Source organism: Janthinobacterium lyxosi, from assembly GCF_051380665.1.
In the GTDB taxonomy this organism is placed as follows: domain Bacteria; phylum Pseudomonadota; class Gammaproteobacteria; order Burkholderiales; family Burkholderiaceae_D; genus Janthinobacterium.
In genome coordinates this window covers 31,975-53,737 of sequence record NZ_JBNYXM010000033.1, presented here as the reverse complement: position 1 = coordinate 53,737, position 21,763 = coordinate 31,975, and the positions used below count along the sequence as shown (strand labels likewise).

At 56.3% G+C, this 21,763-nt stretch carries 23 protein-coding genes and 1 pseudogene; 8 read left to right on the top strand and 16 right to left on the bottom strand.

What is annotated here, in order from left to right:
• Positions 1 to 431 precede the first annotated feature (431 nt).
• Both ACQ4WP_RS24605 and ACQ4WP_RS24600 read right to left on the bottom strand, forming a co-directional pair.
• Positions 432 to 638: pseudogene (locus ACQ4WP_RS24605) on the bottom strand (transposase); the annotation flags it as partial.
• A gap of 243 nt (positions 639 to 881) precedes the next feature.
• A complete protein-coding gene (locus tag ACQ4WP_RS24600; RefSeq protein ID WP_436525238.1) occupies positions 882 to 1,766 on the bottom strand; it encodes a hypothetical protein in 885 nt (294 codons plus the stop codon).
• Between the two features lie 376 nt (positions 1,767 to 2,142).
• Here ACQ4WP_RS24600 and ACQ4WP_RS24595 point away from each other — a divergent pair, with 376 nt between their 5' ends.
• The gene (locus tag ACQ4WP_RS24595; protein WP_436525236.1) at positions 2,143 to 3,483 is read left to right on the top strand and encodes a recombination directionality factor; all 1,341 of its coding nucleotides are present in this window, start codon (positions 2,143 to 2,145) and stop codon (positions 3,481 to 3,483) included.
• A gap of 296 nt (positions 3,484 to 3,779) precedes the next feature.
• On the opposite strand, the gene ACQ4WP_RS24590 is transcribed toward ACQ4WP_RS24595, so the two are convergent.
• From ACQ4WP_RS24590 to ACQ4WP_RS24575, 4 genes are all read right to left on the bottom strand, one after another.
• On the bottom strand, positions 3,780 to 4,049 hold the full coding sequence (locus tag ACQ4WP_RS24590; protein WP_436525234.1) for a hypothetical protein: 270 nt from the start codon (positions 4,047 to 4,049) through the stop codon (positions 3,780 to 3,782).
• Between the two features lie 128 nt (positions 4,050 to 4,177).
• Positions 4,178 to 4,591, bottom strand: a complete 414-nt coding sequence (locus tag ACQ4WP_RS24585) for a hypothetical protein (RefSeq protein WP_436525232.1) — start codon at positions 4,589 to 4,591, stop codon at positions 4,178 to 4,180.
• A 53-nt stretch (positions 4,592 to 4,644) separates the two neighbouring features.
• Entirely contained in the window at positions 4,645 to 5,226 is a 582-nt protein-coding gene (locus ACQ4WP_RS24580) for a JAB domain-containing protein (protein WP_436525230.1), read from the bottom strand.
• Positions 5,227 to 5,793: 567 nt separating this feature from the next.
• Positions 5,794 to 6,399, bottom strand: coding sequence for a hypothetical protein (locus tag ACQ4WP_RS24575; RefSeq protein ID WP_436525228.1), 606 nt, complete (start codon positions 6,397 to 6,399; stop codon positions 5,794 to 5,796).
• 1,039 nt (positions 6,400 to 7,438) lie between these two features.
• Here ACQ4WP_RS24575 and ACQ4WP_RS24570 point away from each other — a divergent pair.
• On the top strand, positions 7,439 to 8,368 hold the full coding sequence (locus ACQ4WP_RS24570) for a hypothetical protein (protein WP_436525226.1): 930 nt from the start codon (positions 7,439 to 7,441) through the stop codon (positions 8,366 to 8,368).
• 91 nt (positions 8,369 to 8,459) lie between these two features.
• Here the strand turns inward: ACQ4WP_RS24570 and ACQ4WP_RS24565 are convergent, their stop codons facing one another.
• Both ACQ4WP_RS24565 and ACQ4WP_RS24560 read right to left on the bottom strand, forming a co-directional pair.
• Positions 8,460 to 8,990, bottom strand: a complete 531-nt coding sequence (locus ACQ4WP_RS24565; RefSeq protein ID WP_436525224.1) for a restriction endonuclease — start codon at positions 8,988 to 8,990, stop codon at positions 8,460 to 8,462.
• Between the two features lie 67 nt (positions 8,991 to 9,057).
• A complete protein-coding gene (locus ACQ4WP_RS24560; protein WP_436525222.1) occupies positions 9,058 to 10,131 on the bottom strand; it encodes an integrase domain-containing protein in 1,074 nt (357 codons plus the stop codon).
• A 1,276-nt stretch (positions 10,132 to 11,407) separates the two neighbouring features.
• On the opposite strand from ACQ4WP_RS24560, the gene ACQ4WP_RS24555 reads away from it, so the two are divergent.
• The 5 genes from ACQ4WP_RS24555 (at position 11,408) to ACQ4WP_RS24535 (ending at position 13,775) form a co-directional block, all read left to right on the top strand.
• Complete coding sequence (locus ACQ4WP_RS24555; protein ID WP_436525220.1) at positions 11,408 to 11,683, top strand: ParM/StbA family protein; 276 nt, start codon at positions 11,408 to 11,410, stop codon at positions 11,681 to 11,683.
• Positions 11,684 to 11,687: 4 nt separating this feature from the next.
• Entirely contained in the window at positions 11,688 to 12,479 is a 792-nt protein-coding gene (locus ACQ4WP_RS24550; protein ID WP_436525218.1) for a PRTRC system protein D, read from the top strand.
• 14 nt (positions 12,480 to 12,493) lie between these two features.
• Entirely contained in the window at positions 12,494 to 12,736 is a 243-nt protein-coding gene (locus ACQ4WP_RS24545; protein ID WP_436525216.1) for a hypothetical protein, read from the top strand.
• 217 nt (positions 12,737 to 12,953) lie between these two features.
• Entirely contained in the window at positions 12,954 to 13,262 is a 309-nt protein-coding gene (locus ACQ4WP_RS24540) for an H-NS histone family protein (protein ID WP_100876957.1), read from the top strand.
• A 186-nt stretch (positions 13,263 to 13,448) separates the two neighbouring features.
• The gene (locus tag ACQ4WP_RS24535) at positions 13,449 to 13,775 is read left to right on the top strand and encodes a cyclin family protein (protein WP_436525214.1); all 327 of its coding nucleotides are present in this window, start codon (positions 13,449 to 13,451) and stop codon (positions 13,773 to 13,775) included.
• A gap of 38 nt (positions 13,776 to 13,813) precedes the next feature.
• Here ACQ4WP_RS24535 and ACQ4WP_RS24530 read toward each other — a convergent pair whose 3' ends face one another.
• Complete coding sequence (locus ACQ4WP_RS24530; RefSeq protein ID WP_436525212.1) at positions 13,814 to 14,506, bottom strand: IS6 family transposase; 693 nt, start codon at positions 14,504 to 14,506, stop codon at positions 13,814 to 13,816.
• Between the two features lie 107 nt (positions 14,507 to 14,613).
• Here ACQ4WP_RS24530 and ACQ4WP_RS24525 point away from each other — a divergent pair, with 107 nt between their 5' ends.
• Positions 14,614 to 14,775 (top strand): hypothetical protein, encoded by a 162-nt coding sequence (locus tag ACQ4WP_RS24525; protein WP_436525210.1) that lies wholly within the window; start codon positions 14,614 to 14,616, stop codon positions 14,773 to 14,775.
• 271 nt (positions 14,776 to 15,046) lie between these two features.
• On the opposite strand, the gene ACQ4WP_RS24520 is transcribed toward ACQ4WP_RS24525, so the two are convergent.
• From ACQ4WP_RS24520 to ACQ4WP_RS24490, 7 genes are all read right to left on the bottom strand, one after another.
• On the bottom strand, positions 15,047 to 16,186 hold the full coding sequence (locus tag ACQ4WP_RS24520; RefSeq protein ID WP_436525208.1) for a tetratricopeptide repeat protein: 1,140 nt from the start codon (positions 16,184 to 16,186) through the stop codon (positions 15,047 to 15,049).
• Positions 16,187 to 16,406: 220 nt separating this feature from the next.
• A complete protein-coding gene (gene flhA / locus ACQ4WP_RS24515) occupies positions 16,407 to 18,467 on the bottom strand; it encodes a flagellar biosynthesis protein FlhA (RefSeq protein ID WP_436525206.1) in 2,061 nt (686 codons plus the stop codon).
• A gap of 4 nt (positions 18,468 to 18,471) precedes the next feature.
• A complete protein-coding gene (gene flhB / locus ACQ4WP_RS24510) occupies positions 18,472 to 19,551 on the bottom strand; it encodes a flagellar biosynthesis protein FlhB (RefSeq protein WP_436525204.1) in 1,080 nt (359 codons plus the stop codon).
• Positions 19,544 to 20,311 carry a flagellar biosynthetic protein FliR gene (locus ACQ4WP_RS24505; RefSeq protein WP_436525202.1) on the bottom strand — a complete coding sequence of 256 codons (768 nt, stop codon included), beginning with the start codon at positions 20,309 to 20,311 and terminating at the stop codon, positions 19,544 to 19,546. Before ACQ4WP_RS24505 ends, flhB begins: the two co-directional genes overlap by 8 nt.
• A gap of 1 nt (position 20,312) precedes the next feature.
• The gene (gene fliQ, locus ACQ4WP_RS24500; protein WP_436525200.1) at positions 20,313 to 20,579 is read right to left on the bottom strand and encodes a flagellar biosynthesis protein FliQ; all 267 of its coding nucleotides are present in this window, start codon (positions 20,577 to 20,579) and stop codon (positions 20,313 to 20,315) included.
• 99 nt (positions 20,580 to 20,678) lie between these two features.
• A complete protein-coding gene (locus tag ACQ4WP_RS24495; RefSeq protein WP_436525198.1) occupies positions 20,679 to 21,059 on the bottom strand; it encodes a hypothetical protein in 381 nt (126 codons plus the stop codon).
• A 36-nt stretch (positions 21,060 to 21,095) separates the two neighbouring features.
• Positions 21,096 to 21,743: a tetratricopeptide repeat protein gene (locus tag ACQ4WP_RS24490; protein ID WP_436525196.1), complete on the bottom strand. Its 648-nt coding sequence runs from the start codon at positions 21,741 to 21,743 to the stop codon at positions 21,096 to 21,098.
• Positions 21,744 to 21,763: the final 20 nt, after the last annotated feature.

Genomic DNA, 21,763 nt, shown 5'->3' with positions numbered 1-21,763 from the left:
CCGATTCCGGTGGCGGCCGAAATCGGTCACGATAGACCGCAATGGGTGGTCACGATGGACCGAAATGACCGGTCACGATAGGCCGGAATCGCTGGTCACGATAGACCGGAATACCCAGTAGTGGTGGCACTGGCACCTGCGGCAGGCTGTCACACCAGGCGGGAGTGCCGGCATGCCGTGCAGCTGCCTTGGCGTGGACGATAGCGCGGGGGGCGCCGGCGGTGGATGGCCAGGGCAGAGGAGGGCGCCCGTCACCGAAGGCGGAGTGGACGAGCACCAGATCGAGGACCACCATACCCGCCAGGCGCTCGGCAAGCCGCTGTAGAAAGCAAAACAACGCATCGGATGGGCCTGCCCTTCCGTGATAATCCTACTTATCACTCTTCGATTTATGGTGATATTTAGCGTGGAACAGGTTTAAGACGAGTGCGAAAGTACTGCTGGGCGACGTTCAGGCGCAGCATGCGCTCCAGCCCGATCGGCGGGTGCCCGGCGCCTTAGACCGTCGGATAGAACGGCTCGATCAGTTTGTGCAGTCTGCCCCACGGCGTCACGCTGTCGATCTTGGCCAGGAAGCGGTCGCGCCGCGTCGGCTTCTTCTTGGCGGCGTATTCAAGGTCAGAAAAGCCCTTTTGCATGATTGATGGCGAACAGTCAGGATGCAGTTATTGCATCTGGTAGGTCCGCCGCAAGGAACGGCGTTTAATGAATAAATCAGTGGTTGCCTAATACTGTTTATCGCCGGGGCTCTGATACCAGGCATACTGCGCCAATGGTGTTCGCTGTTTGCACTGGCGATTTTCAAGGAGTTTCCATGTTGCAACAGGATCGCATGATAACTTCATAGCAACTCGCATCCCATAGCAAGAAAGGGGCTCCATTTAGGACATATCGATATGGTCTCGGCGACTGTGGCCGTGTGTAGACCCCGGTATGTGTGCAGTATTGGAAGCGGCCGTGCTGACTGGTTCTCCGGCCTCAGTGGTATCGGAATTGTGTGCATCCCCCGATTGCATCGTCATGACCTTTGCGTCGGTTGACGGATTTTCATCGACAATCGTATCGCTTGCAACCGAATCATCAGAACTCAATGCATTGGCTGCGGGATGGCCGATCTGGTCAGTTCCATTTTTTTTATCTGCAGCGGTTTTGTCTATATTGGCAAGCGCCGCACTTTTCTTCTGCAGGCCAATCTTGAGCGTACGGACGATGCCGCCAACGCTACGCACCATTCTTTTAAAAAGGTTCTTCTTGATACTGAGCTGGCTTTCTGAGATTAGTTCATCAATGGCCAACGTTTCCAGCATGGGCATCAACTGATCGACTTTGGCAATGAGCTCGAGTAGTCGGCGACCAATCTTTCCAAGCATACGTACCTCAAGCGTGAGCGGTTCAATCACATAGGTTGCCAGGGAATCGATGTTGTTCTTGTGAAGTTCCTGCTCTACCCTGACCATTTCCTTGTCGATGCTGTCTATTTTCTCCTCGACAAGCTCAAGTACTTGCTTTTCAACCTGTTCGATATCGGCATACGGTAAAGAAAGGCGCGCAATTTTGGAGATGTAGTGCATGTGGAGCTGCGTAATATCAAAATAACGGAGGAACAGACGCTTTCCCTCTGGGCTGGAAAGGCTCATTTTGACGATGCGACCGGCTGACTCGACCGGGGCGAGTGACGCCAGCGCCTGGCGTTGCAGCAATTTTTGATTCATCTCGCCGTGATCCTGACGGATCACGCTGACGTTGCCGTTTGTCGGATTCATCATCTTTCCCTCACTCGTTTGCCACTGCGTAGCCCCATGTTGGTCCATTTCCCGGCATGTTGTTGACCAATAAACTGCCGTTTTGACGGGGTATTTGAGTTGGTATTGCTAACCAATGAGCCAGAAAATGTTATTTGGAAGAGGATCTCTACGTCGTGTCCACATCCGCAAGTGTGCGGATAGATGCCTTGTCCGCCAACTAACCCGATCCAGGCTCCTACGCTGGTTCATTTTCCTATGACGCCGGACAGGGCGATCACGTGGTTCCTTTCCCTATATGTCTATTGCCGCGCCGTGTGAAAGACCAGGGTTGACTTGGATGCTGTGCAGGCGACCATGGAAGCACATACCAACTCGTGCAACCGTAAAGGAGTGGAATATGAACCATGGCGAAATAGCGTTGCGTAATGCCCAAGCTGCTCCCGTCACCGTGCTGGGGCACCGCATAAAACGTATCCCTACCGCTGGGAAAATTCATGCCGGCATCCAGATCCTGACACCCGATGCGGCGCAGCACTGGGATATTGTTGCCATTTATGAGCAGGGTGTGGCGCAGAACATCTCGTTTCAGAAAATCTCTCATCGGATACTGGAACAGTTTCCTCAGATTAAGAAACCCTTGATACCGAAAAATGTTCCCTGGTTTACTGTCCGTCCAGAAGACTTTCCCAATCGTGACATACCCGAACAGATCATGCATTTGTACGGGGAGGACCGTGGCGAAGGGCGGCGTCTGTACCGATTCCCGGTTATTTTTCCGACCGACATATGGCAGCTGATCATGCCGCATGAGCTGGCGACATGGAGTGCAAACGAGAAGCGGTACTGGAGCGAGTATTCCGCCGACGGCCGGACACGGCATTGCATGATGTTCGCGCCGGCCAAAGTAGCGGCGGGCAGCACGCGGATCATCCGTACCTTCGGCGGACGAGCGAAGCAACTGCGGCCCGACAATCACGGCATTTGTGATCCTGAATGCTGTCCGCAATTCCAGGCTCGGCAATGCAATCTCTCCGGGCGTTTTGTGTTCTACGTTCCTGGCGTTCAATCGATCGATGCCTTTGAACTGGCGACCAACAGCATCTATGCAATGAGTCGTGCCATTGAGCGGTTGGAAGCAGTGTCCTGTCTGCGCGGAGGGAAAATTGGAGGGTATCTGGATTCAAATCGATCTACTTTCTACATCACGAAGATGTTGCGCGAGGTGTCGCGTATTGGTGATGATGGACGTCCTGTGAAAACCGCTCACTGGATCATCGAGCTCCAGGCCCCCATTGATGTCGCCATGCTGCTAACGAATCAGTGCAATGGGGATGCATTGCGCCTGACGGATCCATCGGCAACGCTGTTGAATGGTACGGGTCCTGTCGAGTTTGAGCCGGCTAGCGTCGCTGGCGATGAGCCTGGCGAACTGCCTGATTCCGCCGCGCACATAGCAGCAGATGACGATGGCGGCGCGAAGGTACAGAATAGGGTCGCGTCGAATGCAGGGGCCGGGGAGGGGAGCGTAGAACCTACCGACCTGGGCGCAATGTGGATGTTGCTGGGTGAGATGGGGATTGCTCGAAGTGACTTTAAGAGCTACGCCGCTAAAAAGTGGGGTAGGGGCTGGCATATCAACCCGCGTGGCCGTGCACGCGTGTATGACGAGCTGAGGCGTCATACGAATCACCCGGAAGGGTTGAAAGATCAGATCGAGGCGGTGATTGGCTTGGTGTAATCGATGGGATATGGCGCAAAACTAGTTGCCTTGATGACCTATGAGCGGAGCCGTGCAGAAAACGATCGTTGAAAATATCGCCGACAAACACGTCGGCGATTCTGTAAGGGCGGTCGGGCTGTGATGTTTTCACATTGCGTTGTTTCTTCGTCTGTCGAACGTAGTGCCAGGTAATAGCCACTGCCGCCACCGCAGCAGCAATGTCGACCGATATAATTATGTTGGCGAATGACATGCTATTCCTCCAGTTCTTTCTCTGTGACGAAAGTGTAGTTCATTTGCGCGTGGCGGCAAGCCTAATTGGTTGTATTTTCTTCGCTGCGGCTGCCGGGCTGTTCTGGCATTGGCCTGGATCCTTGTTCTATTTTTTTCTCCGTGTCTTCGATGCCGACGATAATGGTCGTACAGACACGGCAAACGACAAACAAGCCAAGGGCGACCAAGGCGGTGGTACGAGGACTGGCGCTAAATGCGCCCAGGACGGCGCTGGCGAACGATCCGGTTTCCAGATGTTTGAGTGCCTGCAGGGCGGTTTGTTGGGCTTTCTTATTGAACGTAAAACGCATTTTCAATGCCTCCATTGAAAAAACGTGGCCCGCCTGACCGGGACACATATCCTCCTTAGCAGGAGGCAGTCCAGGTCAGGCTGGATGCCGGCAAGATACCGGCGTGAGGTAGTCATTCAGCCATCAGATCATGTGCCAGACGGCGTTTGTTGTTCTTCCAAAAGATGACTGGAATTGCCGTCGTGAGTTCTGCGTTCGGGGCCGGGAAACAGGCCCCTATCTGCCAGCAGCTGAACTCCGTGGAGGCCGGTATCCATGGCAATGCATTCACGCAACCATCGCGCAAAATGATGGCCATCCAGCCAGGCATGACATAGTGCAGGCGCTCCGAGCAACATGAGCGGCGGCTGCATGTGGCCGCGTACCGCATCGACCATGCCATCAGCTTCGGCATGAGCGGCCGCAGCATCCATTGCATGGCGTGCTGTGGTTAGGTTGAACAGCCGGTGGGTCTTGGCCAGGGCATAACTGACCCGGGTAAAGAAGCTACGCATGGCTTTCTCCTTTGAAAAGACGAATATCCAGCGCTCATGTCGATCCATGGCAGGATCTTGGGTATTGCGATCCCGAATGCACTTCCAGGCACCTCACCCTCCTACATCAGACCTTTCTCAGCAAACGAAAAAAAATCACCGGAGCCGACAATGACGTGGTCGAGCACCTCAATATCGATCAGCGCCATCGCTTTGCGAAGCGTTCGCGTCAAGTTCACATCGGCGTCACTGGGATCGGGGCAGCCAGATGGATGATTGTGTGCAAAAAGGATGAAGCAGGCGTTGTGGCGGAGTGCCGATTTGACCAGTTCGCGCGGATAGACGCTGGTGGTTGTTAGTGTGCCTGCCGACAGGTCCTCCGTATCGATTAGACGCATTTTGACATCCAGATAGAGAGCCAGGAAAATCTCCCGCTCAACGCCGCAGTAGCGGATGGTGAGCCATTCGCGCACTGTTTTTGGCGACGTCAAACTCCAGGTACGTTTCAATGGCTCAGCCAGATCTCGGAGGAGGATTTCCCTTGCGAGATCCAATTTGCGCCGCACCTTTTGATCATATGCAGGTGTCCTCAGGCAATTGGGCGTCGAGGTGGCATCTGTTGTTGCTGTGTTTCTGCGGGCTTTTGGCGCAGCGACGAGTTCACGAGCGAGTTCTTCGCGCGACATGAGATGTAGAGAGGTCATCACGTTCTCCCAAAATGGATTCAAGAAAGGGAAAACGGTGTCCCATTCGGGAACGGTTTTCCCGGCAGGGGGATAGGCATTTCGTACAAAAGGAACAACAAAATTGACGCGCCTGAACAGGCCGACGCGTACGCAGGACGCACCCTATGGATGAACACAGGCGACCTCAATTTACTTAGGGCGATCCTCTATGTAGAGGAACAGCCAAAAGTACCTCCAATGACATACGGAGGCTTGAATTGCGGTCTGACCGTATCTATGATGAGCGGTGCTTCCGTATTGGCATTGCCTTGTCAGCGGTCGCTACGTTGCGCGCATATGCATGGAGGGGCAGGATTCTTATGCTAAGACTGGGAAACTCTATTCGACTGACGTCGAGAGACGTCGAACGCTTGACACACCTGACTTTGATTCAGCCTGAGGGGGTGAAAAGCATCGACGATCTCGACGTCTATGTCGAACGCTGCAAACAATACTACTGGGGCACATCACCCGACTCGCGGAAGTTTCATCGGCTGATCGACGATACCGTCGCAAGCATTTGCAAGTCATGCTAACTTGTCCCAGCTATCTGCCCGCTGGCTGAGCACTGGTCGCCTTGGTGTCGTCCGGAGACGTGACACCATCCGTTCCAGCTGGCTTGGCAGGTTTCCCTTTCCGCGCCACATCGCGCAGGCGTTCGGCAGCTGGCTCAGTGATACGCTGCTGTGCGCACGCAACCAGGACGCTGCCGATGAGCCCGACAAAACGTCGCATCAGACTGTACAGCGCGGTAAGCGGCAAGATGAACAGCATACGCCCACAGAAACGCAGGGCAGCCGCGAGATGTTCCGCACGCAGTTGACGTTGCTTATGCATGCGAATCGATCGTTTCGCTTGAAGATACAGACCGAGATGGTCTGATCTGATCTCGCCATTGCTGTCGAGTAGACGGAGTACTTCCGCCGCCACGAGTGGATCACCAATGTTCCGGTAAAAGTTGATCCATGCCCGCTGCTCGCACTCTTCCAAAGCTGTTATTTTCCGTTTGGCAGGGCGATGTGGATATGTCGAGGTTGGACGATGCACCGTTTTTGACTGTTCATCGTTTGGCAATTGCCAAGTATCACGCCCTGACGGTTGGTCATCGCGATCGCTTTGCTGGGTATTGCCACGGTATGCTTTATTGGACATGATGTTCCCCTTAATGAAAAATGGGAACGGCAGATCCCAGGCGGGAACCACAACGTTCCCGCAAAAAAAAACGAGGTCAGGACACAGAACGGCGCCATTTCCGCGACCTTTACCGGGGGCGCCATACACGGAATCGCCTGTTTCTCCGATTCACTGCGATAGAGCCTGGTGTCGTAGATGTCTCCCCGCCACCGGCGATAGCGCTGACGTCCAGCAAGAGACAGGCCGTGCTAGGTTGCAGCCATGGACTTTTCCTGCACTTGCCACCGACAAGCAGACAGTGAAAAGAGCTGGAAGAAAAGAAAAGTGGTGTGGACATGAGAAGCCTCCAGAAATGCGTGGAGACAGCTGTGCCCTGTATCGGGTACGCTGGTCCCCGACTAAGCATGAAAACGCAGGTATTTTTGCTTATACCGCGCGCGGACAAAAGAAGGCCCGGAACTCGAAAGTTGGGCCTTGGATGGCAACGGCATCGCACCATTGCTGTCGTTCTCCAGATGGGAGAGCGAAATGCGTGCGGAGAAAAATACCGTACGTTGGATATGACGTTGAACAACACGTCGTCGGCGTGAGCCGACATGTATGGTGGCGGGTAACGACCGCTACGCCTGCAAGATAGACCTATTTTGCAAGATCTTGTGTTGCCAGCGATTGGCGAACACAAGAGCAATGTGAGAACGATTCCCACAAAAAGCATGCTCATTTTAGACGCACCTGGTGAAACTTCAAGCCGTGGCCGTCGTCTTCCTGCCGCGCCTCAACTGGCACAGGCGTTTTTGTTAGGTGTATTGCGATAGGGCGCAGCGGTTTGCCGTGAAGGCTTGATGGCACGACACGCACCGGGCCATTTATTTCCTTCAGAGCCGCAGCTGCATCGCAGGCGGCGTGTACCGGGATTCTGCTCAAGCCATTGATAGCCTTGACGGCGTCATCGCATCGATGTCCATTCCTCTATGCAGTAATGGCGTGGCGGCGACTTGAGAAGCCGTCTTACGCTTTTACACTGAACCTCCTACATTCTTATTTATCGGAGGCTAGCATGTCGAACAATGCATCTTCCTTAGTCGCGCTGCATGGTTTATTACGTACCACTGCGGCTTCGACTATCTCATGCCACCATACTTCGCGGGAATCACAGGCCGGCTTGGCCGAGCGGCTTTTGTTGGAAGCTGCAAGTGACCGTCATGTGTTGGCGGCCTTGGCTGCATATGCTGTCTCCTGCGAGGTTGAGGCGCCGTCGCGGTCCGGCGCCATTCGTGATGCGGTCATCGCCCGTACTCTGCAAAACAACTGTCTGGTGACCGTGCCAGATACCGTTGTCGGCGGCGAGGTGGTGCCGGCATTCCGTGTTGGTGCATTTCTGTGTGGTGAGGGGGCATTCAAAACCATTCAGATTGACCCGTGGACAGCTCCCTGGACGTCGATCTCGTTCTGGGGCGCGAAAAGGATCAGTGTCGAAAGTGGCATGGCACTGCTGACAGAGCGGCAGGCATTGGCCATCGCCTGCAACATCATGCGCCAGCCCATCAACTGGACTGGCGGCGCAGTGGGACATGGTCGGCTGTATCAAGGGCTGCACAAGGGGACATGCGAGGGGCCACAGCCAGGTATTCACCGCTCAACGTGTCTGTCTGAACGCCGTTGGCATGTTCTCTCCAACGGTGAAGTGATTCATGACGTATCTGGAAATGCCTATACATGGATTTTCGACGACGTGCAGGGGGATGCGGATGGTATTGTTGCTGGGCCATTCCCCATTAACTCGCCCACGGTAGATCGCATTGAGGAGTTGCTGTATCAGAGCGGAGCTGGCGACGGCCTATCGGCTGGAGAAGATTATAGTGGCGAGGCCCTGATCCGGGGCGGCCACTGGTTTTCGGGGGATGTCGCGGGAGTCTTTCATCTGCGCGCGCATGAGGTGGATCGCGTTGAGCCAGAAATTGGCTTCCGCGTCACCGTTCCAGGTTGAAACGGACAATGAGATCGCCGCGTATAGGCATCTGGCGGCGATCCATTTCTTTACATTCGGAACTGCTTACTTCGGTTTTAGAAGGCCGTTACTACCATAGGCGGCCCAGTTGGCGTTGTAACAGAAGTTCCAGTAGCCGTTCGCCACTGATCAGAGTGAGCCGACTATTCCCCAAGTGCTGGTAAAGCGCCGCGCCGCTGCGTCCCGAGTGGACGAACAGGCCGGCGGGATACCGATATGTTGCCACCAACTCAGCAAATTTCCGCACATGGTCGGCTGACACATGCTGGCAATACCGCTTTACCTGTACCGCGCACCATCCATGGCGCGGATGCCATGCCTTGCCATCGATGCCGCCATCGCCGGTGTAGCGCACATTGCGCCAGACAAACAGGCCGCAGTCTTCCAGCGCCGTCAGTACTATTTCCTCGAATATCAGCGGATCTACCTTGCGCAGGAAGGCGATGCATCTGGGGTTCAGATACGGGCCGTCCCAGGAGCGCAATTGCCGCAGCACAGCGCGGGATTTGGCAACGTTGTGGCGGTGACGTGGTCTGTGGCGCAGTCGCCAGGCATTGATACAGCGCGATGCAAGGCGGCAGACGATGGAAGACAGCGGCATGCGACGCCGCCTTTCATCGGACGTACGCGACTGATCACGCCGCGGAATAGGGCGGTGAGTTCTATCATCACGGGACAAGGTCACAATCAGCCTCCTGTACTGGTTTTTTCTGCATGGGGGAGCCGAGATAGGCATTGCTGATCTGTGGGCGGTTGTGCCCAAGTTGCAATGCCACCTGATGGTAGAGCGCGCGTAGTGCTTCCGTGTCCAGGCACAGTTGCCCGGCGCGCACCGGTGCCTGGCAGTCGGCAATGTCAAAGAAGAGATCCCCCGCGAATTCGTGGCGTAGTCCATGCGGAGTGACGCCAAGGTCGGTTTTAGTCAAGCCAGCCTTGCGCACGACGTTGGAAAACAGGTCGAGCGACTGTTTCAGTGTCAAATCCGGGTGCCCGATATGCGAGTGCCGGAAGCGGGCGAGGCGACAGGCTTCGCTCAACGCCCTGCGCTGTGCATCGTTACGTACTGCCGCGAAACGCAAGCGGCCTCCCTTGGTGCCGCGTTTGATGCGCAAGAAACTAATGAAACCGTCAGTGCCGTGCTGCGTGTAACCGGCCGGCAATGCGTAGGCTGGTACCTCGGCGGCGTGCGGGCAGAACATCACCGCTTCCTTACGCCGCAGTCCGAATGCCAGCAGCATGCGCAGTTGCGTACCGACCCTGTCGTCCATGGCCGTCACAGCATCAATTATCGTGTCGACATTGACGCCATTCCCGGTCCAGCTCTTGTCGCTGTCTGCACTGTAGTGCCGAGTCACCAGGTGCACATCATGGACATATTGCTCAGCACTCTGAACCAGTCCGGGTTTGCCGATCCAACGTGCAAACACCCGCAGAAAACTCATTTGCTGCTGGATGTAGGCGGGGCTGAACGGCTGGCGCACCGTCTTCGCCACCCCTTGCCGCGGGGAACCGATGGTCTTTCCCGTCCAGTGCAGCATGAGTGCGCAGAGGTGTTTGCTGCTTAGGTTATCGGGCGTCGGTTTGAATCCCAGTGCACGCAGGGTGGTAAATGCGCGTTCCAGGCCCAGCTTGCGCGCTTCCATGGTGTTGTGGGACACCACTTTGTTGCGATACGCATGCTTGCCGTTATGTTCCAACAAAATCATGTCCAGTTGGGTTTTCCAGTTGCTGTTGTTCGTCATCACCAATCTCCTTGTTCAGGCACCCTCACCGCGCAGCCGCATGCCATCTGGCGCAGACGGATAGTCCCGTTGCACGCTCGTCCTCCTGCTCCTCGGATGTGGTATCACGAAGCTGTGCAGTCCCGTTGAAACAATTTACCGACGTGGCGCTGTCAGTACCACGTCGAATGCTTGGCCATTTTCCAGGTGCGGCGAGACGCGGCCAATGTGCGTTCGTCCTGCGGGCGAGGAATTGCAGGCAATGCGTGTGCCCTGGGCGCACTGCTTTCTTGGATAGGGTCTATCGCGCGAGCGAATGGTCTCTTAAAAATGCGCATGCCGAAGACGGGTGGATTTCGCCTTGCCCGACTACCCCCGCCTCAAGGGCGGGCAGTGCCACGCACAGTGCGTAGCAAAGGCTGCCTGGTTGACTGCCAGGCCCAACTATTGAATGTCAAGGAGTCCATCTCCCACGCCGATATCCAAGGTCCTACCACCGGACCTCCTGGCGCTACGTGCATACCGATATGCTCGAAGCCTCACGGGCAACGGCGGCATGTCGACATCCGAGGATGGTCGCACGAGGGGAAATGTGTAATGGGAATTGCTGAGATGCCGGTCGTGCCGACACGCCCCAGATCATGTCTATGGGCTATCTGCATGCATCGCGTTCAGCAGGCGATGATGCTCCCGACGGCTCACGGCGGTGCAGGAATGATTGGATACGGACGTCGATCTCGAGGATCGGATACAGAGAACAGTGGGCCATGGTTCCATGGCTCCTTCATAACGGACTGGTGATCCAGTCGACAGTGGCAGGTTACGACTGCGACGGTGATTTCGCTCACGGGCGCTGCATTGAGACCGCGATGGTCATGGACGCAGGTCCAGACAGTGCTCCCAGATTAGGCGGCGCGAAAATCGAAGTCAAGGGGATTTTTGACCGCGAAAAATTGTAATTGAACCCCAATTTAAATTGTAAGACCCCAAAAAACGTTTTTTTCACTTGAGAAGTGAACGGAGAGTGATACCTCTGATTGTAAATCGTATTGACGAATGTCGATGCGGAGCTCGGCACATTGGGTGGAAAACGTTTCCACAACGAGTGGGGAACAGATGGAGAGCAGGTCTTAAGGCCAAGATGGGCGCCGCCTCGGTGCGAAAACCATTCCAGTCGCACTGCAAATGCATTGGGGATGCGGCAAATTGAAAAGAGGCGCATAAAACGCATTCTGTTTGTTCTCAGGGCATGCTGTTTGGCAGTACATTTTTGAAATGAGTTCGGCAGGAGAGGATCATGAATCCAGTGGTACGGGCGGTCGATGTGGGACGTGGGAACACGAAATTTATTATCGGTATCAAAGAGGATAGGGCCCCGCAATGCGACATGTTTCCTTCACAGGCAGCGCCATCCGAGTCATTGCGTGACCAGGATGCCTGGGGCGCAAAGCGCAAGACGACGACTGTGCCGATCGAGGGCCTGTTTTACGAAGTTGGTCCCGATGTCCATTTGGCAGCAGATGTTTTCTCAGTGAATATGTTGCAAAACGATCACTATTGCCTTACCCCATGAATACATGGCGTTATTGCTGGGGGCTGTGCATTACATGCAACTGGAGCATATCGATCTTCTCGTCGTTGGTCTTCCTGTCGCCACCTTCAAGCAGCGGCGCTGGGTAGCGGCATTAGAAAAAAAGGTGCAGGGTGAGCATCAGCTAGGGAACGGCAAGCGGGTCACTATCGCGCGGGTCAAGGCAGTGGCGCAGCCGACTGGCGCTCTCATGTATTACGGCCTTGCGTATAACCGGGTCGCCGAGTTACGCAAGGAGCGCCGTCTCATTGTGGATCCTGGCCGGCGTACTTTCGATTGGATTGTCTCTCACGGGATGCAACAAGTGGAAAAGCGCAGCCATTCAGTCAACCGTGGCATGTTCGACGTGTTGCAGTCGATCTCCGATGGCATTAGTCGGACTACTGCATCACAATACCGAGACTACGATGTGATTGACCGGGCGCTACGGGAAGGCAAGAAGCCGGTGATATTTCAGTCCGACTACGATATTGCGCCCCATTTGGCCATGGCGCTCAAGATACCGCAGCAAGCTGTCGCCGAAATGACTCGCTATGTCGGAGATGCCGCCGATCTCAAAAATATCATTTTGGTTGGCGGTGCCGCGTTCTTTTACAGGAAGGCGCTCAAGGCAGCTTTTCCGAGACATATGATCACCGAGCTGAAAGATCCGATCTTTGCCAATGTCAAAGGCTTTCAATATGCTGGGACTGCATTTTCCAAAACACATCATGCTGGTGTCGGACCGGAGCTGGAAAACCCAGAGGTACCGCACGTGTTACCCAGTAGTGCTTTATGAGCGCGGTAATGCGAATGAGCTTTGTCCTGATGAGCGAGGATATTCCAGCCCTCTTTGATGATCTTCAGCGCTTTCCGAAAGGTCCAAGGAGAATTAACCGGCTGCGTATTCTCGCGTATGCTGGCCTGATGGCGTCGGAAGTACGGTCGCGCCATGCTGAGTCCGAGCGTCTACACGCCGTGGAAGCGCCCAATGTAGCGGCTGGCGATCCGCTAGGTGATGCATCACTGGAGTTTTTCGGGCCGCCGCTGCGATAGGGTAGTCTGGAATGGATTTGGCCAATTGCCTTAACGTCCGATCTGTCGTGATGCTACCGCTAGGGTTGTGCGCTAGAAAATAAGCGATGGCCAGGACTGGTGCCACAAATTGGGTGCAGGCTTGGAATTTTTTGAAAAAGTTTGCAACTGAACGGATGATGGGGGAGGTAAATGTGTTAATTTCCCAGTCATTCAAACGTTTTAATAGGTGAATTCTATGAATCTGGAAAATCTGAGCATTGCGGAATTGCGTGCATTACAGGACGACATCAAAAAGCAGTTGAAGGTCCGCGAGCAAAAGGATCTGGATGAAGCGCGGGCAAAAATTCTGCAAATTGCGCAGAGCCTTGGAAAATCGGTCAAAGAGTTGGTCGGTGATGGTGTCCGGGTAAAAACCCAAACGGTTGCAGTAAAGTATCGTAATCCGAATGATGCCTCGCAACAGTGGAGTGGCCGTGGCCGCCAGCCGAAATGGGTTAAAGATTGGGTTGATTCGGGTAAGGCTCTGGATCAAGCAAAAGTGTAACCCTTCCACGGTAGATGATCCAGTTCAGCTACCGTGGAAAATGATTGGCCGCCGACGGTGCTTCGTCTTGGGCTCGGAGCTTGGTAAGTTGAGTCAATCGATCGGATTTGATTTTTTGCAGAATTGCCATGTTCGCTTGCCGATCTTGATCGATTGCCGCCGCTAGACGCAGCCCGTGGAGGTGAGATGGCCTGGCAACACCAGACGATAGAGAGGCAAGCGCTTTTTGATCAGGTCTGGGCGGAACCGATGACCAAAGTCGCCAAGTTCTACGCCCTGTCGGATGTCGCCTTGCGGAAAATCTGCCTAACATTAGATATTCCTTTGCCTCCGCGTGGATACTGGATGACGGTAGTTAAAGGGGCGACGCTAATAAAGCCGACGCTGCATGCCACGAGCGTGGCTTCGACGTATACGCGATCCAAGTACCTGTCTCATGTGGATGAGGAAATAGAAGAGCGGTTCGCTCAAGCAAGGCATGATAGCCCGCCGCCGGTTGTGTCGCGTTGTTGATCAAACGGCGGAATTTCCCTTGAAGGGCATTGTCCATATCATTGCGGACGGACCTTACCCGCCAGCGCGTAAAATTGGTCGGCGAATGACATCGCATCGGCTCCGCTGATTGCGAACTGCCCCTTGCGGATCATGTGCATGAGCTCGACGCCGGCGAGCACGCAGTGGGCGGCGCGGAACGATTTAAAGTTGAGCATCGGTCTGGTCACCCGCTTGATGGCGCGATGGTCCTGTTCGACGATGTTGTTGAGGTATTTGACTTGGCGCACCACGATCGGCACGTCGCGGCCAGCGTTGATCGCATCGATCGCCGCCTTGTTGGCGCCGCTCTTGTCCATCGCGACCTGCTCCGGATCGCCGTTCGCTCCCATGGCCTTGTCGAAGAAGCGCTTCGCCGCAGCCATATCGCGTTTGGCTGTGAGCAGGAAGTCGACGGTCTTTCCCTCCTTATCGACGGCGCGGTACAGGTATTTCCAGACGCCTTTGACCTTAATGTAGGTCTCATCCATGCGCCAGTTGCCACCGACTGGGCGCTTGTGTTTACGGGCCATCTTATCGACCAAGGGCAGGAAACGAATCGCCCACCGATTGATCGACGAATGGTCGGCCGACACGCGGCGCTCTTTCATCATCTCTTCCAAGTGTCGGTAGCTCAGCGGGTAAGCTACATACCAGCGGATGCAAACCAAGATCACGTCGATCGGAAAGCGCATCCCTTTGAAGTTGAGCATGTCGATTCGTCCAGCGTTCAAACACCGTAGTTTTCCTGATCGACCCGCTGGCGAGCGCTAATGCGACAGAATCCCCGTATCTGCTCCGGCGCGGTCATCGTTTGCCCTTGTATGGCGTTGCCGAATGGGAAGTCGGACAGCCGGCGCTTGAAGAGGACAATTTCGACTTCACACTGATCGGTTTTACCGCCGCGTTGGATGCATCATGGAATGATTGGGTCGATTGCATCGACCTGCTTGGCGTCACGGAATTGGAGCGTCAAACCTAGCGTTTGCGCACCCATCCAGGCACCTATATTTCATTGCTGGGAGAGCAACGAAAACGCTCTACTAATAATTTCACATAATTAATTCGCAAATACGTCTAAGTGCTTGTATTTAAACACTGTGTTGTTCTGAAATTCGCCACAAGTGAAATTTGTTCACAGTTTTACTTCGTTTTTTTCACAAGATTACTTTGACTGACGCCTGGCTGAGTTAGCATTCCGCAAGTCAAAGGGGGGCTGTGCCAAAGGAAAGAACCGAATAGGCTGCTTAGTGTTATCGGCCAAACTTCAATCTCGCCAGCGATTCGATCAACGGCTTACCGCCGGCGACAGGCGTGCTATGCAGGGCGCGGTCGATCAGGCGGTCGGCAAGCGCACTTCGTCCCTCCAGTTGCAACAGCGCGGCCTTGGCATAGACTGCGCCGAAGTTGGCAGGATCAAGCTTGTCGGCAAGCAAGATTGCCTGTTTCGCCTCTTCCATGCGATGCAGATGGACCAGCGCCGAGGCCAGGCCACCGTGCGATTCGGCGAAATTCCGGTCAAGCGCAATAGCGTCGCGAAACACCTGCTCAGCCTTGCTGAAATTCTCGGCAATGAAGTGAGACCAACCCAATGCGACCAGCGTGCCAGCGTGGCCAGGCATTTTTTCCGCAGCGGTAGAGAGCGCCGCGACGGCCCCAGTTCTGTCTTCTCCATGCAGCAATGACAGGCCATGTCCAAGCCAACCGCGACCGTAATCGGGGGCCTGCATAATCATGCGCGCATAAGTGTCGCGCGCCAGCGCCATATCCTGCTTTTCCATCGCCAGCGAGGCGATGACTTCGTTAGCATCGGTATTGTCCGGGTCTTCCTGCAACACTTGCTGCGCGATCACACTGGCCCGAGCCTGATCTCCGAGGTCGAAGTGGAGGAGCGCCAGAAATCCCCTGCTGTCGGTGGAGCCGTCCGTTGCGGCCCATTTTTCCGTGGCACCGATGGCTTCGTCAAGCTGGCCGAGATGATGCAGGCTGTACGCCAAATATTTCCAGTTGCCCGCATAGGAAAAACCTGACTGTGCGGCAGAGAGAAAATGCTGCTGTGCCGCATCAAAATTGCGCTGATGGTACAGCGCAAGCCCGAGATTGTGGTGTATCGCCGGATCAGTGACGCCGCCAGCAATGATGCCAGCCAGCTCCAGTTCTGCGTCGGCAAAGCGGTGCTGTGACAGATAGACTGCGGCACGCCGGCTGCGGCCGACGGCTGAATCCGGCTTGAGCATGATGACACGCTCGAAGCAGGACAGCGCCTTCGGAAAATCGCCGGTGCCGTGGTAAGCGTCGGCCAAGTCAATCAACAAATTGCAGTTGTCAGGATCGGATGCCAGATAGGACTCGAAGCGCGCGATTTTGGATTGCAGGTCACTTAGGTTGAGCATGAAAAGGTATCTCGCCAGGTAGAGCGCAGTATTTTACTGCGCCAGGTTGGAATGTCGAATGAATTCAGGTATGCGCCCGGCGTCGCCTTGCATGCCGCTGCATTCGATGGATGCACTGCCAGCCGTTTGAAAAGGTTTTGTCCTGCATGACAGCGTATCCACTGCAAACTGTAAAAGTTTAGGAAAATATGCAAAAAATGCACAAATTGGCTTAAATGCTTTATGCGGCCGCCAGTGTGACGACGCCGTAGGATTTGAGGCTGACCGTGCCGGGGATTTCCGCCAGTGACAGAATGCGCATGTGCGGGATGACGCGTTCTGCCAGGGCGCGCACATGGCGCCGCAGATCCGGCGAACACATCAAAACGGGCAGCATATTATTTTTCATCATGCGTTCGGCTTGCGCCGCCAGCCTGCTTAGCAGCTGCTCGGCAAACTGCGGCTCGAGAACGAGCGCGCCACCGTCGGCAGTAGCGGCACGCACGCTTTGCATCAGCGAATGCTCGATCGCTGGCTCCAGGGTCAGTACATTGAGTACCGGCATGTCGCCGAGCAATGCCTGGCAGATCGCCGCCCCCAGCTTCTGCCGTACCAGTTCGGTCAGGTAGTTAAGATCCTTGCTGGTGCGGCCAACGTCGACCAGGGTTTCAAGAATGACTTCCAGGTTGCGGATCGATACTTTTTCCCGCAACAGATTCTGCAGCACTTTCTGTATGTCGCTCACCGACAATATCGTCGGTACCAGTTCTTCCACCAAGCCGGGCTGCTCGCGACGGATGCGTCCGATCAGCTTGTCGGTTTCGGTACGGGTGAGCAGCATCGCGGACTGGCGTTTCAACACTTCGCTCAGATGCGTGATGAAGACCGTGGTCGGGTCGATCAGCGTGTAGCGGGCGGCGCGCGCGACTTCCTTGTCGCTATCGGCAATCCATACGGCGGGCAGGCCGTAGGTGGGTTCGCGCGTTTCGATGCCCTTGATCGGCTTGACCTCGCCGCCAGCATGAATGGCCAGTGTACGGTCCGTCATGATTTCGCCTTTGCCGGACATGACGCCGAACACCTGCAGCTCGTACGCATTGGCGCTCATGTGCGCAGCATCGCGAAACAGCACGCGCGGCAGCACCATGCCCGAGTCCAGTGCATACTGCTTGCGAATGGCGCTGATGCGCTCCATGAAAATGGTCTGCTCGCCGCTGACCAGGGGCGCCAGGTTGACCCCGACCAGCACTTCAATCGGCTCGACTTTCAACATATCGTACGCGTCTTGTTCGGCAGCATCTTTGGCGCTCGCCGTGCTTGCTTCCTCCGCCGCGGCAGCTTCTGCCGGCCCGCGCTTGAGCACGAGCAGGCCGACTGCCAGCAGCACGGCAACAATGACCAGCACCGGTACCGTTGGAATTCCTGGCAGGAATACCAGGATCGACAGCGCGGCCGCGACCACGAACAAGGTTTTCGGGAACGATGTCAGCTGGCGCAGCACTTCCGCGCTCAGGTTGCCATCCGATGCCGAGCGCGTCACGATAATGCCGGTACCGACCGCGATGACCAGCGCCGGCACCTGCGTGACAATGCCATCGCCCACAGTTAGCAGGGTGAAGGTCTGCAGCGCCTGGTCCCAGCGCATTCCCATCTGCATGACGCCGATCACCAGCCCGCCGATGATATTAATGAGCAGGATGACGATGCCGGCGATGGCGTCGCCTTTGACGAATTTGCTGGCGCCGTCCATGGCACCATAAAACCCGGTTTCTTTTTCCAGCAGCTTGCGGCGCTTTTTTGCTTCTTCCTGGTCGATGAAACCCATGTTCAGATCGGCATCGATGCTCATTTGTTGCCCTGGCATGCTGTCGAGGGTAAAGCGCGCCGCCACTTCCGAGACGCGCTGGGCGCCGTTGGTGACCACCACATATTGCACCACCACCAGGATCAGGAAGACAATCAGGCCGATCACATAGTTGCCGCCGACGACATAGGCGCCGATGGCGCCGATCACGCGTCCCGCGTCCGCATCGGCCAGAATCAGACGCGTGGCCGCCACATTAAGCGACAGGCGGAACAGGGTGGCGATCAGCAGCAGCGACGGAAAAGTCGAGAACTCGACCGGCCTGGCGATGTAAAACGTGAGCAGCAGGATCAGCAGCGCAAAGCTCACATTGGTCAGTATCAGGAAATCGAGCAGTGCCGAGGGAATCGGGACAAACAGCACTGTCAGAATACCGACTACCAGCAACACCATCACCAGATCGGCATTGTTATTAAAAATTCGACGCAGAGACAACATCAGACTACCCTTCATTAGTGCGCTTGCTTTCGCGCATCGTGTACACCCAGACCATGATCTTGGCAATTTGTGGATACAGCTTTTCCGGCACGTAGCCGTCGTAATCAACTTCGCGAAACAGCGCGCGCGCCAGCAACTTGTTTTGCACGATCGGGATGTGATGCTTACCCGCGATCTCGCGCATCGAGCGTGCCAGCTCACCGGCGCCTTTGGCGACCACCTGCGGTGCGCCCGTTTCGCCGTGCTGATAGCGCAAGGCCACTGCCAGGCGGGTAGGGTTGGTAATCAGCACATCGGCGCCTGGCAGCTGCTGCATAGCCTTGCTGCGCTTGAGCATTTCAAAGCGCAATTGCCGGATGCGCGACCGGATACGCGGATCGCCTTCGCGGTTCTTCGATTCGTCACGGATGTCGCGCTTGCTCATGCGCATGCGTTTGGCAAAATCCCAACGCGTGTAACCCAGGTCTACAGCCGCGATCAGGAACAGCGCCAAAACCAGTTTGACCAGCAGGGCGCCGATCAGCGACAGCAGCACCTTGGCATACAGGGCAGGTGCCACCGCTGAAAGCCCCATCAGTCCGGGTACCGTATCGCGCAACACGTGATAGGCAACGGCCGATAAAATCACCAGTTTGACCACGCTCTTTGCCGTTTCGTACAGGATGCGCAGCGAAAACAGGCGCTTCAGGCCAGTGGCCGGGTTAAGCCGGTTCAAATCAGGTGCCAGCGGATGGAAGCTGAATACCGGTCCGGTCTGGGCCACGTTGATCAGTACTGCCACTACCGCCAGCGTCATGAACAACGGCGCCAGGATATGCAGCATGGCGATCAGCAACTGGCCCATCCACGCCGCCATGTCATCGGCGCTCCACTCAAGCACGGTGGCGTGGGCCAGGATCCTTTGCTGTAGCCGCAGTGTCTGGCGCAGTGCATCCCAGCCGCTACCGTAGACGGTCATCATTAGCGCGGCCATGACTGCCATCGCGTTCAGGTCGCTGCTGCGGGCGACCGATCCTTTGTTGCGCGCTTCGCTGAGCTTGTGCTGGGTGGCCTGCTCGGATCGGTCGGCATCCTGTTCAGCCATGACGCAATGCCTCCTGCCAAAAAAGAAAAATCGTTCCGTAGACGCGCGTCATGACGGGGCCCATGGTGCCAACTGTCAGGCCGAACACCGCGAGCCCGGCAACCAGCTTGACAGGCACGCCCACGACGAACACATTCATTTGCGGCAAGACACGCGATACCACGGCCAGCGCCGCCTCGATGAGCAGCAGAGCAAACATGACCGGCACGATCAGTGCGACACCGAGCGAAAACATGAGGCCGAACTGGCGCAGGACCTCATCCACCGGCAACTGGGTGAAGCCGGAGCCCGGCGCGAAGCGGGTCAATGAAAAGGCAATGCCGCGCAAGAAGGCATGATGGCCGTTCATGCCGAAAAACACCACGACGGCCAGCACATTGAGCATCGACGCAAAGAGGGGCGCGCCGGCGCGGGTCACCGGATCGTAGACCGTGCCGATACCGAAGCCGCTTTGAATATCCAGGATCTTCCCCGCCACCGAAAAGGCGCCAAATGCGGCAAAGACGCCAAACGCCAGGACCGCGCCGAGCACCAGTTCGGCTACCGCCGCCAGCAGCACCGGCCCCGGCTCGAGCACCAGGGTGGCAGGCGTACCCAGGCCGGTAACCAGTACCATGCTCATGGCCAGCGTAAACAGCACACGCACTGTTACCAGCCCCGACAGGCTGGAGAAAATAGGCGTCATGACCAGCAGCACGCTCAGCCGCAGTGAGGTGAAAAAAACCGCCATCGCCCATGCGGGATCAATAGTGACCTGCATCTTAAAAATAGGTCGGAATGTTGGCGATCAGCGTGACCGAGAAGGCGATCAGGCGTTTCAGCATCCAGGGACCGCATACCACCAGCACGACCACTGCGGCGATAATTTTCGGGATGAACGTCAGCGACGCTTCCTGTACCTGCGTGACGACCTGCACCACGCTGACGAGCAAACCGACAACCAGCGTCGTTGCCAGCAGCGGTGCCGAGATTAACAGTGCATTCCACAACAGGTCGGCAAGCAATTGGAGAGCCAGATCAGGCCGCATGCGGGGATTCCGTTTTCTGCGGACGCTGGCAGGCGGCGGCGTGTAAATAGTGGGGCAACATAACACTCTTCATTAAAATTGAGCAGGGGCGACGCCGCCTCAGCTGGCTTGCAGTAAATGCGCGATCGCTTCATCGACCAGCGGGCGGCAGGCCGGATCGTTTTCCATGGCCGCCTGAATGTCGTCAATCAATTGATAGAACTTGGGGTCATTCACCAGTTCCTCGCCCAGCTGCGAGAGCAGCACGACTTCGAGGAAGATACGGAATGCCTGGCGGCCCCGGCGCGGATCGTCCGGCCCGATCTGCCGGATGCGGATATCGATCAACGATGCCAGCTGCGAATCGGCATAGGTCGCCGGCGCCGCAGCTCTGGCGGCTTTCGCGCGCCCTGCCTGCGCCGGGGTGGCGCCATTTCTGGCTGACAGCTGTGATTGCAGCACGGCGACAAGCTGGCTGACGGACGCGATGGGGGAAGTCATGGGCAAGTCCTCGGGAGGAGATTAGGTTGCCACGCATCAGCGTGGGCCATGGCTTTCGTTGCCCATGTAGGCAGACAGCAAAATATGATGGCCCGCATGCTCCTCCACTGCGGGCGGTGCTTCGGCCGCCGCCGTTGCCAGGGCGGCGATGCCGCCGATGATTTTTTGCATGTCGCTGTTGAGCGCCTGATTGCCCGTATTGAGTTCGACGCCTTGCTGCAGGCTGGCCGTTGCCTGCGCCATCTGGTCACCGATCAGGTAGCGCAAGCCGAGGCCGAAATGGTGCAGTGCCTCGCCGGCTGGCAGCCCCTCGAGCGGCGCCAGCACGGCCAGGCTGCGATCGCCCTGGGCGGTGCCCAGCCAAAGTAGACCGAGCTGCAGCCGTGCCGTATGCAACGCGGGATCGAGCGCCAGCGCGGCCTCCATCTGGTCAATTGCGCGCGAATACAGCTTGCTCTGCGCGTATTCCGCCCCCAGTAAATAATGCGTCGCCGCCGACGCATCAGCGCGTCCTGCGGCCTCTTTCAGATAAGCAATGGCGCTTGCCGCATCGCCCGTTTCGCTGGCATTGATCGCCAATTGCAGCAGTTCGCCCTGGTCAAGCAGTGATAATGTCGAGTTCGTCATAAAATATTCCAGTCCTTGTCGCGTTAAACGATGATGCTGCTGCGTCGTCCCGTCCATGCCGGGACACCCTGATGGTT

Coding starts and splice junctions, on each gene's coding strand:
- ACQ4WP_RS24600 (WP_436525238.1), bottom strand. CDS start 1,766: ATGATGAATCCGACAAACGGCAACGTCAGCGTGATCCGTCAGGATCAC.
- ACQ4WP_RS24580 (WP_436525230.1), bottom strand. CDS start 5,226: ATGACCTCTCTACATCTCATGTCGCGCGAAGAACTCGCTCGTGAACTC.
- ACQ4WP_RS24585 (WP_436525232.1), bottom strand. CDS start 4,591: ATGGATCGACATGAGCGCTGGATATTCGTCTTTTCAAAGGAGAAAGCC.
- flhB (WP_436525204.1), bottom strand. CDS start 19,551: ATGGCTGAACAGGATGCCGACCGATCCGAGCAGGCCACCCAGCACAAG.
- flhA (WP_436525206.1), bottom strand. CDS start 18,467: ATGTTGTCTCTGCGTCGAATTTTTAATAACAATGCCGATCTGGTGATG.
- ACQ4WP_RS24540 (WP_100876957.1), top strand. CDS start 12,954: ATGAATCTGGAAAATCTGAGCATTGCGGAATTGCGTGCATTACAGGAC.
- ACQ4WP_RS24545 (WP_436525216.1), top strand. CDS start 12,494: ATGAGCTTTGTCCTGATGAGCGAGGATATTCCAGCCCTCTTTGATGAT.
- fliQ (WP_436525200.1), bottom strand. CDS start 20,579: ATGCGGCCTGATCTGGCTCTCCAATTGCTTGCCGACCTGTTGTGGAAT.
- ACQ4WP_RS24530 (WP_436525212.1), bottom strand. CDS start 14,506: ATGCTCAACTTCAAAGGGATGCGCTTTCCGATCGACGTGATCTTGGTT.
- ACQ4WP_RS24565 (WP_436525224.1), bottom strand. CDS start 8,990: ATGCCGCTGTCTTCCATCGTCTGCCGCCTTGCATCGCGCTGTATCAAT.
- ACQ4WP_RS24575 (WP_436525228.1), bottom strand. CDS start 6,399: ATGTCCAATAAAGCATACCGTGGCAATACCCAGCAAAGCGATCGCGAT.
- ACQ4WP_RS24595 (WP_436525236.1), top strand. CDS start 2,143: ATGAACCATGGCGAAATAGCGTTGCGTAATGCCCAAGCTGCTCCCGTC.
- ACQ4WP_RS24550 (WP_436525218.1), top strand. CDS start 11,688: ATGGCGTTATTGCTGGGGGCTGTGCATTACATGCAACTGGAGCATATC.
- ACQ4WP_RS24520 (WP_436525208.1), bottom strand. CDS start 16,186: ATGCTCAACCTAAGTGACCTGCAATCCAAAATCGCGCGCTTCGAGTCC.
- ACQ4WP_RS24570 (WP_436525226.1), top strand. CDS start 7,439: ATGTCGAACAATGCATCTTCCTTAGTCGCGCTGCATGGTTTATTACGT.
- ACQ4WP_RS24590 (WP_436525234.1), bottom strand. CDS start 4,049: ATGCGTTTTACGTTCAATAAGAAAGCCCAACAAACCGCCCTGCAGGCA.
- ACQ4WP_RS24560 (WP_436525222.1), bottom strand. CDS start 10,131: ATGACGAACAACAGCAACTGGAAAACCCAACTGGACATGATTTTGTTG.
- ACQ4WP_RS24490 (WP_436525196.1), bottom strand. CDS start 21,743: ATGGACGGGACGACGCAGCAGCATCATCGTTTAACGCGACAAGGACTG.
- ACQ4WP_RS24505 (WP_436525202.1), bottom strand. CDS start 20,311: ATGCAGGTCACTATTGATCCCGCATGGGCGATGGCGGTTTTTTTCACC.
- ACQ4WP_RS24495 (WP_436525198.1), bottom strand. CDS start 21,059: ATGACTTCCCCCATCGCGTCCGTCAGCCAGCTTGTCGCCGTGCTGCAA.
- ACQ4WP_RS24535 (WP_436525214.1), top strand. CDS start 13,449: ATGGCCTGGCAACACCAGACGATAGAGAGGCAAGCGCTTTTTGATCAG.
- ACQ4WP_RS24555 (WP_436525220.1), top strand. CDS start 11,408: ATGAATCCAGTGGTACGGGCGGTCGATGTGGGACGTGGGAACACGAAA.